The 14,646-nt window shown below is 33.0% G+C and carries 13 protein-coding genes; all 13 read left to right on the forward strand.

What is annotated here, in order from left to right; genetic code table 11:
- The first annotated feature begins 4 nt into the window (after positions 1 to 4).
- The 13 genes from CKF54_RS01675 to CKF54_RS01735 all read left to right on the forward strand — a co-directional run bounded on the left by CKF54_RS01675 (position 5) and on the right by CKF54_RS01735 (position 14,646).
- Entirely contained in the window at positions 5 to 1,462 is a 1,458-nt protein-coding gene (locus CKF54_RS01675) for an ATP-binding cassette domain-containing protein (protein WP_119524547.1), read from the forward strand.
- Between the two features lie 63 nt (positions 1,463 to 1,525).
- Positions 1,526 to 2,080, forward strand: coding sequence for a type II 3-dehydroquinate dehydratase (locus tag CKF54_RS01680; RefSeq protein ID WP_119524548.1), 555 nt, complete (start codon positions 1,526 to 1,528; stop codon positions 2,078 to 2,080).
- A 254-nt stretch (positions 2,081 to 2,334) separates the two neighbouring features.
- Positions 2,335 to 2,802: an acetyl-CoA carboxylase biotin carboxyl carrier protein gene (gene accB, locus CKF54_RS01685; protein ID WP_119524549.1), complete on the forward strand. Its 468-nt coding sequence runs from the start codon at positions 2,335 to 2,337 to the stop codon at positions 2,800 to 2,802.
- 41 nt (positions 2,803 to 2,843) lie between these two features.
- Entirely contained in the window at positions 2,844 to 4,190 is a 1,347-nt protein-coding gene (gene accC, locus CKF54_RS01690) for an acetyl-CoA carboxylase biotin carboxylase subunit (RefSeq protein ID WP_119524550.1), read from the forward strand.
- A 228-nt stretch (positions 4,191 to 4,418) separates the two neighbouring features.
- Positions 4,419 to 5,156 carry a ribonuclease PH gene (rph, locus tag CKF54_RS01695; protein ID WP_119524551.1) on the forward strand — a complete coding sequence of 246 codons (738 nt, stop codon included), beginning with the start codon at positions 4,419 to 4,421 and terminating at the stop codon, positions 5,154 to 5,156.
- A 21-nt stretch (positions 5,157 to 5,177) separates the two neighbouring features.
- A complete protein-coding gene (gene glyQ, locus CKF54_RS01700; protein ID WP_119524552.1) occupies positions 5,178 to 6,113 on the forward strand; it encodes a glycine--tRNA ligase subunit alpha in 936 nt (311 codons plus the stop codon).
- A gap of 22 nt (positions 6,114 to 6,135) precedes the next feature.
- Entirely contained in the window at positions 6,136 to 8,229 is a 2,094-nt protein-coding gene (gene glyS / locus CKF54_RS01705; RefSeq protein WP_119524553.1) for a glycine--tRNA ligase subunit beta, read from the forward strand.
- 63 nt (positions 8,230 to 8,292) lie between these two features.
- Positions 8,293 to 10,338, forward strand: coding sequence for a methionine--tRNA ligase (gene metG, locus CKF54_RS01710; protein WP_119524554.1), 2,046 nt, complete (start codon positions 8,293 to 8,295; stop codon positions 10,336 to 10,338).
- Between the two features lie 66 nt (positions 10,339 to 10,404).
- On the forward strand, positions 10,405 to 11,511 hold the full coding sequence (mreC, locus tag CKF54_RS01715; protein WP_222987471.1) for a rod shape-determining protein MreC: 1,107 nt from the start codon (positions 10,405 to 10,407) through the stop codon (positions 11,509 to 11,511).
- The gene (gene mreD, locus CKF54_RS01720) at positions 11,504 to 12,007 is read left to right on the forward strand and encodes a rod shape-determining protein MreD (RefSeq protein WP_222987472.1); all 504 of its coding nucleotides are present in this window, start codon (positions 11,504 to 11,506) and stop codon (positions 12,005 to 12,007) included. The genes mreC and mreD overlap by 8 nt, the downstream gene beginning before the upstream one ends.
- Before the next feature lie 5 nt (positions 12,008 to 12,012).
- Positions 12,013 to 13,290: a glutamate-1-semialdehyde 2,1-aminomutase gene (gene hemL / locus CKF54_RS01725; RefSeq protein ID WP_119524557.1), complete on the forward strand. Its 1,278-nt coding sequence runs from the start codon at positions 12,013 to 12,015 to the stop codon at positions 13,288 to 13,290.
- A gap of 19 nt (positions 13,291 to 13,309) precedes the next feature.
- Entirely contained in the window at positions 13,310 to 13,687 is a 378-nt protein-coding gene (locus CKF54_RS01730) for an FtsB family cell division protein (protein ID WP_119524558.1), read from the forward strand.
- A gap of 2 nt (positions 13,688 to 13,689) precedes the next feature.
- On the forward strand, positions 13,690 to 14,646 hold the full coding sequence (locus CKF54_RS01735) for a 2-C-methyl-D-erythritol 4-phosphate cytidylyltransferase (protein ID WP_119524559.1): 957 nt from the start codon (positions 13,690 to 13,692) through the stop codon (positions 14,644 to 14,646).

Below are 14,646 nucleotides of genomic sequence, written 5' to 3' on the forward strand. Positions count from 1 at the left end.
AATTATGACAAAAGAAGTTAAAAAGGATACTTTAACAGTGAACTGTTTACTGCCTAAAGATGTTCCTTTAATTGTTAATTTAGCTAAAACAGATGTTGATGCTGACATAGTTCCAGAGTATGCTAAACAATACTCTTTTAATCTTTTACAAGTTAAGAGTAAAAATAATAAGGAAGAGGAAGCAGAAGAGCTAACAGCAGTAAATACAGAAGAAGATATTGATGTGTCTTCAAAAGAAAATGAAGAATTAAATAAAGTGGACTTACCTAAAGTAAATAATTTTAACGCAGTAGCTACTGAGGCTTTAGAGACTGAACAGCAAAATAACTTGGAAGAAGCTGTAGTTAAAGCTGAAGAAACAGATTTTTCTGATAACAATATAGTTGTACAAGCTAAAGATACTGTTGACGATCTTCCAGCTAAAGATGGCGACAAAGAGTTGCTAAAAGAGGAAGAACCTTTAACTGCGACTGAGGTTGAATCTTCTGTAAATGTAGAAGAGGATATTTCTTCAGAAGATAGTGCTGTTGTGGAAGAGCAAGAAGTTGTAAAAACCAAAGAGTACACTTTCTTTGATGGAACTAAGAGACAGGTTAAGCTCTCTAAATACTACCCAGAATATGAATTTGATATTGATGACTTAATGAAAGATTCAGAGGTGCTTTTAGAGGGTGTTAACTTAGTAAAAGACTATAAAGTAAGATCAGGCTTATTTAGTAGTAAAACCTTACACGCTGTTAAAGATGTATCATTTAGTTTACGCGCGGGTGAGACAGTATCTATTGTTGGAGAATCTGGTTCAGGTAAATCAACTTTAGCAAAAATGTTAATTGGTATAGAAAAGCCAACTTCAGGTGCGGTTAAGTTTAAAGGGAAAACCATTGACTTTACTAAAGCAACTGATCGTGAATTAATGCGTAAAGAAATTCAAGTGGTATTTCAAAATCCACATGTATCTTTAAACCCTCGTAAAACGATATTTAAAATTTTAGAGGAGCCATTAATTTACAATACTAAATTAACAAGTGAAGAGCGACGTGCGACAATTGAGAAGATTATTCAATTAGTTGGTCTAAAAGTTGAGCACTTAAAGCGCTTCCCACATATGTTCTCAGGTGGACAAAAACAACGTATTGCTATAGCGCGTGGTTTAATTTTAAATCCATCTATTGTGGTGGCTGATGAGCCTGTAAGTGCTTTAGATGTATCTGTACAAGCACAAATTTTAAATCTAATGTTAGAGATTCAAAAGCTATACAATACGTCATTCCTATTTATCAGTCACGATCTTTCAGTAGTTAGACATATCTCGCATAAAGTAATTGTTATGTATAGAGGTGATGTTGTCGAGTATGGCAATGTTGAGGATATTTTTAATAATCCACAACACGAATATACAAAACAATTATTAGCTGCTATTCCAAAATTACCTGATGATATAGTAGGAAAGTACCATAACTAATCATAATAATGATCCTCTTAATTTTTTTAAGAGGGTCATTTTATATAACTAAAGGATAGGACTATGAAGGTTATTAGATTCTTTATACTTAATGGACCAAATTTAAATCTTTTAGGTCATCGTGAACCCGAAAAATATGGTAGGGTTACTTTGGATCAAATTATTCATAAATTACAAAGTAATTTTCTAACAAAATTCAAGCAATCTAATCTTAATTTTGTGCAACATGATGACAAAGAAAAGCTTCAGGTTTTAGTGGAAAATCAGAACCTTGGGTTTGAATTACACTCATTTCAAAGTAATCACGAGGGAGCTTTAATTGATTACTTACATAGAACTTTTTTAGAGAAGCTTTCTAGTGCCAATAAGTATGAAGACTATTTTATTATCAACCCAGCCGCTTTTGGTCATACTTCAGTAGCTCTAAGAGATGCTTTACTTGCAATCGAAGCCAAATTTGTTGAGGTTCACTTATCAAATATTCACAGTCGTGAAGAATTTAGACACCATACTTATCTACAGAATATTGCTCAAGGAGTAATTTGTGGTCTAGGTGCTAAGGGTTATGAATTAGCTCTTGAGTATTGGCTAGAACAATTAGATATCTTTAGCAAATAATTTTTATATTTGTGGTAAAATAAAGCAGATTATGTAAATACTGTTTTTTAGAGATTGCCTCACAAAGATAAAAAAGTATAGTTTTTGAATTCCTAAATACTTGTTAGGTTTTACTATTTAGAAAGATTTTTATTGAAGAGATTTTAATAAAAATTACGGATTCTAAAAAACTTAAGTATTTATAGTAACCCGAATAATTAAAGCTAAAATTGTTTTTTAAAACATTTTTGTAACTGTAGAAAATAGGATTGTCAATGAATTTTGATATCAAAAAAATCGAAGCGTTAATTAAAGTATTCGAAGAGTCTTCGTTAACAGAAATTACAATTGTTGAAGATAAAAACTCAATTGTTTTAAATCGTCAACAAAATATTCAAGTAACAACAGCACCAGTAGCTCCAGCATATCATCAACCAGCTCCAGCAGTTGCACCAGTAGCACCAGTTGCTTCTGCGGCTCCAGCAGAAACATCAGCTCCTGAAGTTTCAGGTCACAAAGTATTATCACCAATGGTTGGTACTTTTTATCGTCGCTCTAGCCCAGATGCTAAACCATTCGTTGAAGTTGGTTCTAAAGTGAATGTGGGTGATACTTTATGTATCGTTGAAGCAATGAAAATGATGAACAAAATTGATTCTGATAAAGCAGGTGTTGTGAAAGCAATTTTAGTTGAAGATGCTAATGTTGTTGAATACGATCAACCACTATTTATTATTGAATAATTTTAACTGTAATAGTGCATTGCACTAAAATCGAGTATTATATGTTAAAGAAGATTCTTATTGCTAACCGTGGTGAAATTGCTTTACGTGTTCAACGCGCTTGTAAAGAATTAGGGATTAAAACTGTTGCCGCTCATAGTACAGTTGATAGTTCATTAATGCACGTAGCACTAGCTGATGAAAGTATTTGTATTGGTCCAGCTCCTTCTGCGAAATCTTACTTAAATATTCCAGCTCTAATTTCAACTGCGGAAGCAACTGGCTGTGATGCAATTCACCCAGGTTATGGTTTTTTAAGTGAAAATGCAGAGTTTGCTGAAGCTGTAGAAAGTTCAGGTTTTACTTTTATTGGAGCTCCTGCTGACGTAATTCGTATTATGGGTGACAAAGTTGCAGCTATTAATTCGATGAAAGCTGCAGGTGTGCCTTGTGTACCTGGTTCAGACGGTCCTTTAAGTAATGATATTAAATTAAATAAAGAGATAGCTAAACGTATTGGTTATCCTATTATCATCAAAGCTTCAGGTGGTGGCGGTGGTCGTGGTATGCGTGTAGTGCGCAATGAAGAAAGCTTAGAAGAAGCTATTTCAATGACTAAAGCCGAAGCTAAATCAGCATTCAACAATGACATGGTTTATATGGAAAAATACCTAGAAAACCCTCGTCACATTGAAATTCAAGTAATTGCTGATAATTTTGGTAACGCAGTTTACTTAGCAGAACGTGACTGTTCTATGCAACGTAGACACCAAAAAGTAGTAGAAGAAGCACCAGCTCCAGGTATTACTCCAGAGCAAAGAGAGAAAATTGGTACAGCATGTGCTGAAGCTTGTAAACGTATTGGCTATAGAGGTGCGGGTACTTTTGAATTCTTATACGAAAACGGTGAGTTCTACTTTATTGAAATGAATACTCGTATTCAGGTTGAACACCCTGTAACTGAAATGATTACTGGTGTTGACTTAATTCGTGAGCAAATTTTAGTAGCTTCAGGTTTACCATTATCTATTAAACAAGAAGATATTCAAGTTCGCGGTCATGCTATTGAATGTCGTATTAATGCTGAAAACCCAGAGAATTTCTTACCATCTCCTGGTAAAATTACTTCATTCCACTCTCCAGGCGGTTTTGGGGTACGTTGGGATTCTCATATTTATGCAGGTTATTCAGTACCACCAACTTATGACTCAATGATCGGTAAGTTAATCACTTACGGTGATACTCGTGAGATGGCGATTGCTCGTATGAATCGTGCATTACAAGAGTTAGTAGTTGAGGGGATTAAAACGAATATTCCTCTACAAATGGATATTATTACAGATGAAAACTTTAATAAAGGCGGTACAAATATCCATTATTTAGAGAAAAAACTAGGTCTACAGAGCTAACCTAGTGTTAACTTAAATAAGAAATATTAATGGCACTATATAATTATATAGTGCCAATTTTTATGACAAAAAAAGTCCGAGCTTTTTGATAGATCTGTCATAAAGAACCGTAATTTATGGTAAAATATAACAATGTGAAATTGGACTTTTTATAAGATAAATTTCTCTATTTATCTGATAAAAGCTTCAATTTATAAATCATAATTTAAGTTTAGTAGAATAATAAAAATGCCGTCAATTGTAAGATCTGAAAATCGTGCTAATACGGAATATCGTCAAATAAAAATTACAAGAAATTGTAATATTTGGGCAGAAGGTTCTGTATTAATTGAATTTGGACGTACAAAAGTTCTTTGTACAGCTACTGTGGGTAATAAATTACCTCCGTTTATTAAAGAGCAGAAGTTAAATCATGGTTGGTTAACTGCGGAGTATAATATGCTTCCACGAGCAACCAATACAAGAAATTCTCGTGAAGGACGTAAAGGTAGCGTTTCTGGTAGAACTATGGAGATCCAACGCTTAATTGGACGCGCATTACGTAATGCTGTTGATTTAGAAAAAATGCCTGAAGTAGTTATCACTATTGACTGTGATGTAATTCAAGCTGATGGTGGTACGAGAACTACAGCAATAAATGGAGCATGTATTGCCTTATATGATGCTTGTCAATATTTAGTGAAGAATAATCTAGTTGCTGAGAACCCATTTAAAGAATTTGTTGCTGCAATCTCTTTAGGTATCAATGATGAAGAGGTTCTAGTGGATTTAGATTATGCAGAAGATTCTAATATTGGCGCTGATTGTAATTTAGTAATGAGTGAATCAGCGAAGCTAATTGAGTTTCAATTAAGTGCAGAAAAACAAAGTTTTACTAAAGCAACTCTTGATCGTGTATATGATTTAGGTCAAGAAAGTATTGCAAAAATTGTTACTGAACAGAAAAGAAGTTTAGGTATTGAATAACTTGTAAATTGTGTATTATTCATGGAAAGTAATTTAAAAACTAATTTTGATATTAAAACCTTTCAAGGTTTAATTTTAGCTCTTCAAGAATATTGGGGTAATGTTGGGTGTACTATTGTTCAGCCACTTGACTTAGAAGTAGGTGCTGGTACATCTCACCCAATGACTGTATTACGAGCTTTAGGTCCAGAACCTATTTGTTGTGCTTATGTGCAACCTTCTCGTCGTCCAACAGATGGTCGTTACGGTGAAAACCCTAATCGTTTACAACACTTCTATCAATTCCAAGTAATTCTTAAACCTTCTCCGGACAACATTCAAGAGTTATACATTAACTCTTTAAAAATGTTAGGTTTTGACACAGTTGAAAATGATATTAGATTTGTTGAGGATAACTGGGAAAACCCTACTCTAGGTGCTTGGGGACTTGGTTGGGAAGTGTGGCTAAACGGTATGGAAGTTTCACAATTTACTTACTTCCAACAAGTTGGTGGTCTTGAATGTAAACCGGTTACAGGTGAGTTAACTTACGGTTTAGAAAGATTAGCTATGTATATCCAAGGCGTTGATAATGTTTACGATCTAGTATGGTGTGACGGTCCACTTGGTAAAACCTACTACGCTGATATTTTTAAACAAAATGAAGTTGAACAGTCAGCATATAACTTCGAACAAGCTGATGTTGAGTTTTTAAGTTCAAGTTTTGAGCACTATGAAAAAGAAGCGAGACGCTTACTTGAATTAGAAAAACCATTACCTTTACCTGCTTATGAGCAAATTCTAAAAGCAGCGCATTGCTTTAACCTACTAGATGCAAGAAAAGCAGTTTCGGTTACAGAACGTCAAAGATATATTTTAAGAATTCGTACGTTAACCAAATTAGTGGCTGAAGCTTACTACGCGAGTCGTGAAGCTTTAGGTTTCCCTATGTGCAACCGTATGCAAACTCTAGATTAAAGAATTATAAAGAGATCTAAAGATGACAGAACTAAGTAAACACAGCTTTCTAGTTGAGTTAGGTACTGAGGAATTACCACCAACTGATTTAAAAGATATTAGTGCGGGATTTACTAATGCTTTAATTTTAGCTCTACATAAAGCTAATGTAGCGTATGAAGATTTACAAGCTTTTGCAACTCCGCGCAGAATTGCAGTATACATTAAAGGTCTAAACAGCATTGCTGATAGTCAGTTAATTGAAAAGAAAGGTCCTGCGAAATCAGCTTGCTTTAATGAAGATGGTAGCTTATCAAAAGCTGCTCAAGGTTGGTTAAAAGCTAATAATGTAGATTTTAGCGATGTAACTTTCTTAGAAACAGATAAAGGTTCTTGGTTGTATTACACCTTTGAACAGCCTGGTAAGAATACTGAAGAATTATTGCCAATAGCAGTACAAGAAGCTATTGCAGGTATTCCAATTTCTAAAGGTATGCGTTGGGGAAGCAATGATTTTGTATTCATTCGACCAGTACATACTTTCACTATGTTGCTAGATGATAAAGTTCTAGAGGGTGAAGCTTTTGGAGTTAAATCTGATCGTAAAATTTATGGTCACAGATTTTTAGGTACTAAAGAGTTTAATTTAGATCATGCTGATGAGTATGAAACTAGATTATTAAATGAAGGTATGGTTATTGCTTCATTTGATAAACGTCGTGAAGTTATAGTTTCAAAAATTAAAGAACTAGCAAATAACAACAGCGGTTTTGTTAATTTAGATAATGATTTAGTTGACGAAGTTACTTCATTAGTTGAATACCCAAATGTACTAATGGCTAACTTTGAAGAAGAGTTCCTAAAAGTTCCAAAAGAAGCTCTGATTCATACAATGGAGGGAGATCAAAGATATTTCCCACTATTTGCAGACAATAAATTTTCAAAACTGCTACCGCACTTTATCTTTGTTTCTAACGTAAACCCAGCAAATCCTTCATTAATTATTGAAGGAAATGAAAAGGTTATTCGTCCAAGATTATCAGATGCTAAGTTTTTCTATGAGCAAGATCTTAAAAAGCCTCTAGAAGATTTACTTCCTCGCTTAAAGATTGCGGTATTCCAAAATCAATTAGGTTCAGTTTATGATAAAGTTGAGCGTATTGAAAAATTAGCTTTAGTTTTATCAAAAGAATTGAATGGTAATGATACTTTTGTTGCTCGAGCAGCTAAATTATCAAAATGTGACTTAATGACTAACATGGTGTTTGAGTTTACGGATACTCAGGGTATTATGGGTATGTATTACGCTCAAGCAGCGGGTGAAGAAAGTGAAGTTGCAACAGCATTATATGAGCAATATCTGCCACGTTTCTCAGGCGACAAATTACCTTCAACTTTAACTGGATCGATTATTTCATTAGCTGATAAGTTAGATACTTTAGTTGGTATTTTTGGGATTAACCAACCACCTAAAGGAGCAAAAGATCCATTTGCTTTAAGACGCGCTGCGATTGCGATTTTACGTATCTTAACTGAAAATGAATTTAATCTGAACTTAGCTAAGTTAATTGATGTAGCAATTGAAATCTATGGCACAAAATTAAGCGTGCCTGCTGAAGAGTTACGTCAAAGTATTTTAACTTTCGTTAATGGTCGTGTAAGAGCGTTATACGAAGAGCAAGGTTACACGGTTGATGAGATTCAAGCAGTACAAAATCTAAGCATTAATAATCCTTATGATTTCTATTTACGCTTAAAAGCTGTACATGAATTCAAAACAAATCCAGCTTGTGAAGACTTAGCAGCTGCAAATAAACGTATCAATAACTTCTTAACTAAGTCAGAATTTGAATTAGAAGCTAAAGTTAACGAAGCATTATTTGAAACTAATGAAGAAAACTATTTATATCAAGATTTATTAGTTTTAGAAGAGCGTTGCTTACCTCTATATGAAAAACAAGAGTACTTCAAACTTCTATCAGAGCTTGCAAGTATCCGTGAGGATGTAAATGCCTTTTTTGATAATGTTGTAGTTAATGCAGATGATGTAAAAGTAAAAGAGAATAGATATGCTCTTTTAACTAAACTGCAATTATTATTTAGCTTAGTAGCTGATATTTCAGCTTTAAATTATTAAAGAATATTTTAGTAAATCTTCTTAATAGAAATATTAAGAAGATTTACCTCATTAGGATTTTCAATGACAAAGAAAACTTTAGTAACGGTAGCTTTACCTTATGCTAATAATGATCTACATTTAGGTCATATGCTAGAGTATACACAAGTAGATATTTGGGTACGTTACTTACGTATGATTGGCAAAGATGTTGCGTTTATTGGTGGTGCTGATGCTCATGGTACTCCGATTATGCTACGTTCTCGTCTACTTGGCATTACTCCAAATAAGTTAGTAGAAGATTTTCGTGAAAACTATTTAGGTATTTATAAAGATTACAATATTAGTTTTGATAATTTTAGTTCGACTGAGACTAAAGTTCATCATGATAATGTTCAAAATGTTTATAAAATTCTTGAAAAGAATGGTTGTATTGTTGAAGAAGAGATAGAACAATTTTACGACACAGTAGAAAATATGTTCTTACCTGACCGTTACATCAAAGGGGAATGTCCTAGTTGTCACGCCCCAGATCAATATGGTGATAACTGTGAAGTATGTTCTTCAATTTATTCTCCTGTAGATTTAATTAACCCATATTCTGTTTTAAGTAAATCTAAACCTGAACTGCGTAAATCAGTACATCAGTTCTTTGATTTACCAAAATTTGATCAAAGATTACAACAGTGGTTATCTGATAGCAATATTCAGCCAGAAATTGCTAATAAGATGAAAGAGTGGTTTGATCAAGGATTACAAAAATGGGATATTTCTCGTGATGCTCCTTATTTTGGAATTGAAGTGCCAAATAAAGATGGAAAATACTTCTATGTATGGTTAGATGCTCCAATTGGTTACTTCTCTAGTTTCAAAGAGTACTGCGAAGAGAAAGGTCTTGATTACAATCATTTAATTAGTGCAGATAATGATGATATGGAAATGTATCATTTTATTGGTAAAGACATTATTTACTTCCATTCATTATTCTGGCCTGCTTTATTAATGGGTGCTAATTACCGCTTACCAAATAACATTTTTGCCCATGGTTATGTAACTGTAAATGGTGTGAAAATGTCAAAATCACGCGGTACTTTTATCAAAGCTAAGACTTGGATAAAACATTTAGATTCTGATTCTTTACGTTATTACTATGCAGCTAAACTAAATCCGTCTATTTCTGATGTTGATTTAAATTTAGAAGACTTTGTTTCGCGTACTAACTCAGATATCGTAAATAAATATGTAAATATCGCTTCACGTGCTTCTTCTTTCTTAGCTAAACAATTTGATAATCGTCTAGCTCTGGATTTAGATGAGCCATTAACTTACCAAGCATTTACAACTAAGTTTGAAGAAATTGGTAAGGCTTATGAGACGTTAAATTACTCTAAAGCAATTAGAGAAATTTCGGCATTAGCGGATGAAGCAAACCGTTACTTTACAGAAAGAGCTCCTTGGGTTATTGCTAAAGATCCAAATCGTGAAAAAGAACTTCACCAAGTTTGTACGCAAACAATTTTCTACTTTAGAGCAATAATGACTTTATTAAAACCTGTTGTTCCGGAAATTGTTAAAAAGGCTGAAGACTTCTTAGGTGAAACTTTAACTTGGAACGGTTTAAATAAATTACCGTTTGGTAAACATATTAATCAGTTTACCCCATTATTTACACGTTTAGAAAAATCAACCTTAGATCAATTAGTAGAAGAGTCAAAAACTGAAGCTGCGCAAGAAATGGCTTTAAATGAAAAGCTACAGAAAGATTTCGATTCTAAAAATGCTAAAGAACAAAAAGAAGAAGTTCCAGTAATTACAATCGATGATTTTACTAAAGTAGATTTACGTTTAGGGCTAGTATTAGAGTGTTCAGCTGTTGAGGGCTCAAATAAACTTCTAAGATTTAAAGTAGATCTAGGTAATGGTGATGTGAGAAATATTTTCTCTGGCATTAGTCAGTTCTATAAAAATCCTGAGGAATTAGTTGGAACAAATGTAGTTGTTGTTGCTAATTTACTACCTCGTAAAATGAAGTTTGGTGTTTCTGAGGGAATGATTTTATCGGCAGAGGTTGATGGAAACTTAAGCCTTCTAACGGTAAAAGATACTCTTTCTCCTGGAAAAGTTGCATAAAAATATAAGAAGTAGACCACTAATACAAATTAGTGGTTTATTTCAAATCTACAGAAGGTACTCTTAGTGCATAATGCTATTTTCTATAAGCCCAAGCATTTTTGGAGAGCAATAACTTCTTTTGTTATTGCGGTTACTTTATTTTGCTTATCTATAACTAAGACAATTGAGCCTTTTAAAACTAGTTTAGATAATCTAACTAACAGAATCTTCATCTTTAATTCAGGGACTAAACAATTTGTCAATCATATTTCTCCTAATTTTAGAGATGTAGGTTCATTAAATAGTGCAAATGAGCAACTACAAAAACAAGTAGTAGAGTTGCAAGCGCAATTAAATAGATTTAAGGCTGTTTTAGAAGAAAATGGACAACTTAAAGCCTTGCTAAATATTTCTCAAGCAGAAATAGCTAGATTTGATGCTGTTAATGTTATTAACACAGAGCAAGGAGTAAAAAGTAACATTATTTTTATTGATAAAGGTACTAATGATGGGATTTTTTACGGACAAAATATAGTGGATGCTTATGGCTTAATAGGTCAAATAATTTCAGTTTCAGATAATCAAAGTCGTGTTTTAATGATTACTGATATTAATTCATATGTACCAGTTTACAATTCTAGTAATCAAGAAGCGTATCTATTGAAAGGTACAAATAGTTCTGAACTTTTAGTTGAACATATTAGACCTAAGTCAACCTTAAAGGTAGGTGATATTCTTTATACTTCTGGTTTAGCTAAGAGATTTATAAAAAATTATCAGGTAGCTAAAGTAAGTCGAGTGATTACAGATAATAACAATAATGTAATCAGAGCTTACGCAGAGCCATTAGCACATTTAAGTAGTTTGCGTTATATGGTAGCTCTATGGCCTTATTGTGAGGTAAATCCAGCAAAATCGGCTCTAAATTTAGTATATAATCGTGAATTTATGTATAATTCACTAAACGCTAGAAATTACTCTAATAAGAGAAAAACTAATTTTTTAAACTATACCTATAAAGGTATAAACCCAGAAAATTTAAGTATAGGTAAATACTTAGAGCGTCTTAATGATTTAAAAACAATGGAACTGCTCTCTTATAAGGAAGATACCGATTTAGGTCGACAACACTGTTATACGATCAACCAAACACGTGTACCTGTAAATACAGAGGAGAGAGGAAGTGAATAATTTAATTCGTTTATTAGTAATTTACTTAACTTTCTTCTTGGCTTTTGTGGTAACGACTATTCCGTGGAGTAGCGAGTATGCAAGTTTTAGACCACATTGGATCTTAACTTTACTTTTAGTATGGACTATAAGAGATTCTGCTAAAGTAGGATATATTACTGCTCTTGTGGTAGGCGTACTGTTAGATAGTATTTCGGGTACCCCTTTAGGAGAGCATGCTATCGCTTTTATTATAGTTACATTTATTAATACTCGTTTAGTTAAGCTTTATAATTCCATTGGTTTTGCATTCCAAACAATTTGTACCACTGTAATTATTGTAATCTATTCTTTAATAATAGCATTATTAGAATTATTCTCTTATAATCTTATTCAATTTAATCTGAGCTTTTTCTTACCAATTCTTACTTCTGTAATAATTTGGGCATGGGTATTTACTGCAATTGGTATGTTGCAGTATTGGTTAGTTAAACGTTTTAGAATAAATTTTAGGTAAAATTTATGAATTCTCAAGAATTATTTCAAGCTAGTAAACAATGTATTCCTGGAGGAGTTAATAGTCCTGTAAGAGCATTTAACTCTGTTGATTCTGATCCAGTATTTATTGCGAGAGCAGACAAAGCATATGTTTATGATGTTGAAGGTAATCAATATGTTGATTTTGTTGGCTCATGGGGACCTGCGATTTTAGGACACAATAATCCAGAAGTAGCTAGCGAAATTAAGAAAGCAATTGATAATGGATTAAGTTTTGGTGCTCCAACACAAATAGAACTTGAATTAGCTAACTACCTAACAAATCATATCCCAAATTTAGAAATGGTTAGAATGGTTTCTTCAGGTACAGAAGCAACAATGAGTGCAATCAGATTAGCTCGTGGATTTACGTCTAGAGAAAAGATAATTAAGTTTGCTGGTTGCTACCATGGACACAGTGATTCCTTACTGGTAAATGCAGGTTCAGGGGCTTTAACTCAAGGAGTTCCAAGCTCTGCAGGGGTTACAGAAGGAGTAGCTAAAGATACTTTAGTAGCTAAATATAATAATTTAAATTCAGTTAAAGAGTTGTTTGAAGCTAATAAGGGACAAATAGCTTGTGTAATTGTAGAGCCTGTAGCGGGTAATATGAACTGTGTACCTCCTGAAGAAGGATTTTTACAAGGTCTACGTGAACTTTGTGATCAATATGGAGCAGTCCTAATTTTTGATGAAGTTATGACTGGATTTAGGGTTGCATTTGCAGGAGCGCAAGAAGTTTATAAAGTTAACCCTGATTTAATAACTTTAGGTAAAATAATTGGTGGAGGAATGCCTGTAGGAGCATTTGGTGGTAAGAAAGAAATAATGGAAAAAATTGCACCATTAGGTCCAGTATATCAAGCAGGTACTTTGTCAGGTAATCCTCTATCTATGACAGCAGGATTAACGACGTTAAAACTTTTAAACAAAGAAGAGAATTATCAGCAATTAAAAGAGAGCACTGAGTATCTCTTAACAGGTTTAAAGGATTTAGCTTCAAAATATAACATTCCATTTTATACGACTCAGGTAGGTGGAATGTTTGGCTTTTTCTTTACAGATAAAGAAGTTGTTGATTTAGAGATGGCAATGCAGGCTGATCTTTCTAAATTTAAAACTTTTCATAAATTTATGTTAAATCATGGTGTGTATTTAGCTCCTTCTGCATTTGAAGCAGGCTTTATGTCGCTAGCTCATACTAAAGCTGATTTAGATTTTGTATTGGAAGTAGCTGAACAAGCATTTGCACAGTTAGCTTAAGATTAAATGAGGTATCTTCATGGGGCTTAGATTGTTTAATTTTATTTTAGTTTGCGCTATAGGCTATTTAGTTTACGGCATAATAATTGGTAGAAATGGGTACATTTACCTCAATGATATGAAATATAAGATAGCTGAGCAAACGCAAATAAACGCTAAGCTCCAGCAAGATAACGCATACTTACAACAAAGAGTAGAAGCTTTAAAAAGTGGTAATTTATTTACTTACGAATCTTTTGCACGCAGACAACTAAATTACATTCGTAAAGATGAGGTATTTTTTAGAATAATAGATAATCGTGTTTTACCTAACTATTATTCAAAAGATGACAATCGTAAATATATTCCAGCACCAAATTCACCAATTCTAAATCCTAATTTTAGTAAGAGAGATTAAGGATGTTTAAATATATTTCTTTGCTTTGTGCCGCTGGTGTTGGTTCACGTATGCAAGCAGAAGTACCTAAACAATATCTTAAATTAAATTATCAAGGTGAACAAAAATCTCTTTTAGAAATAGTAGAGCAAAAATTTAGTGAACATGTAGATGCTAGTATTGTAGCTTTACATGAAGAGGATAAATATTGTGCAAATCTAGAAAAATTCAAAGATTTCAAGAGATACAGCGAGAGTAATTCTAGTTTGCTTCAAGAAGCTTCTGACGAGTTATACTTTTGTTGGGGTTATGGGCAACGTATTAATACAGTTTATTCTTTACTAGCAAACTCAATGGAGCTATGCTTACGCAAAGGTTGGGATCCTGCTAAAACTTTTGTGTTAATTCATGATGTAGCTCGTCCATGTATAACTTCACAAGATATAAGTAACATAATCTCCTTTTGTAAGGAATTAGATTCAATTGAAACAATTATAGCTAAGAATGGCGAAGCTGTACTTGCCGGTCTTTTGCCTGTAAATTTTGTAGTTGATTCTGTTAAAAAGTACTCAGAGCAATTTGCACAGGAAAATATTCCCCGTGACAATTTAGTGCTTGCGCAGACACCACAAACGTTTAATTTACTATACCTTTACTATATCTTAACTAAGCTTTTTATAGCACTAGATGAACCTGTAGATTTAAGTAAGTATTATCACTCTTACAATAAGTATTTAGTTAGTTTTAGTAGCTTACAGGCTCTAGAAAATAGTAAAATCGCGGATAAGAAGTTATTGTATAATAATACTTTAACAAGTATGGCGAATAAACAAATTATTGCATCTTTAACAGATGAAAGTTCGGTAATGGTATATCTTAATGATTTAGTAAAAATTGTAAAATTTGGACGTCATAATCTTAAAGTAACCTTACCAGATGATTTACCTTTAGCACAGTTTTACATTAATTTAGGAAATTAA

It is taken from the genome of Psittacicella hinzii (genome assembly GCF_003585885.1).
Taxonomy (GTDB): Bacteria; Pseudomonadota; Gammaproteobacteria; order Enterobacterales; family Psittacicellaceae; genus Psittacicella.

Coding starts and splice junctions, on each gene's coding strand:
- CKF54_RS01675 (WP_119524547.1), top strand. CDS start 5: ATGACAAAAGAAGTTAAAAAGGATACTTTAACAGTGAACTGTTTACTG.
- CKF54_RS01680 (WP_119524548.1), top strand. CDS start 1,526: ATGAAGGTTATTAGATTCTTTATACTTAATGGACCAAATTTAAATCTT.
- accB (WP_119524549.1), top strand. CDS start 2,335: ATGAATTTTGATATCAAAAAAATCGAAGCGTTAATTAAAGTATTCGAA.
- accC (WP_119524550.1), top strand. CDS start 2,844: ATGTTAAAGAAGATTCTTATTGCTAACCGTGGTGAAATTGCTTTACGT.
- rph (WP_119524551.1), top strand. CDS start 4,419: ATGCCGTCAATTGTAAGATCTGAAAATCGTGCTAATACGGAATATCGT.
- glyQ (WP_119524552.1), top strand. CDS start 5,178: ATGGAAAGTAATTTAAAAACTAATTTTGATATTAAAACCTTTCAAGGT.
- glyS (WP_119524553.1), top strand. CDS start 6,136: ATGACAGAACTAAGTAAACACAGCTTTCTAGTTGAGTTAGGTACTGAG.
- metG (WP_119524554.1), top strand. CDS start 8,293: ATGACAAAGAAAACTTTAGTAACGGTAGCTTTACCTTATGCTAATAAT.
- hemL (WP_119524557.1), top strand. CDS start 12,013: ATGAATTCTCAAGAATTATTTCAAGCTAGTAAACAATGTATTCCTGGA.
- CKF54_RS01730 (WP_119524558.1), top strand. CDS start 13,310: ATGGGGCTTAGATTGTTTAATTTTATTTTAGTTTGCGCTATAGGCTAT.
- CKF54_RS01735 (WP_119524559.1), top strand. CDS start 13,690: ATGTTTAAATATATTTCTTTGCTTTGTGCCGCTGGTGTTGGTTCACGT.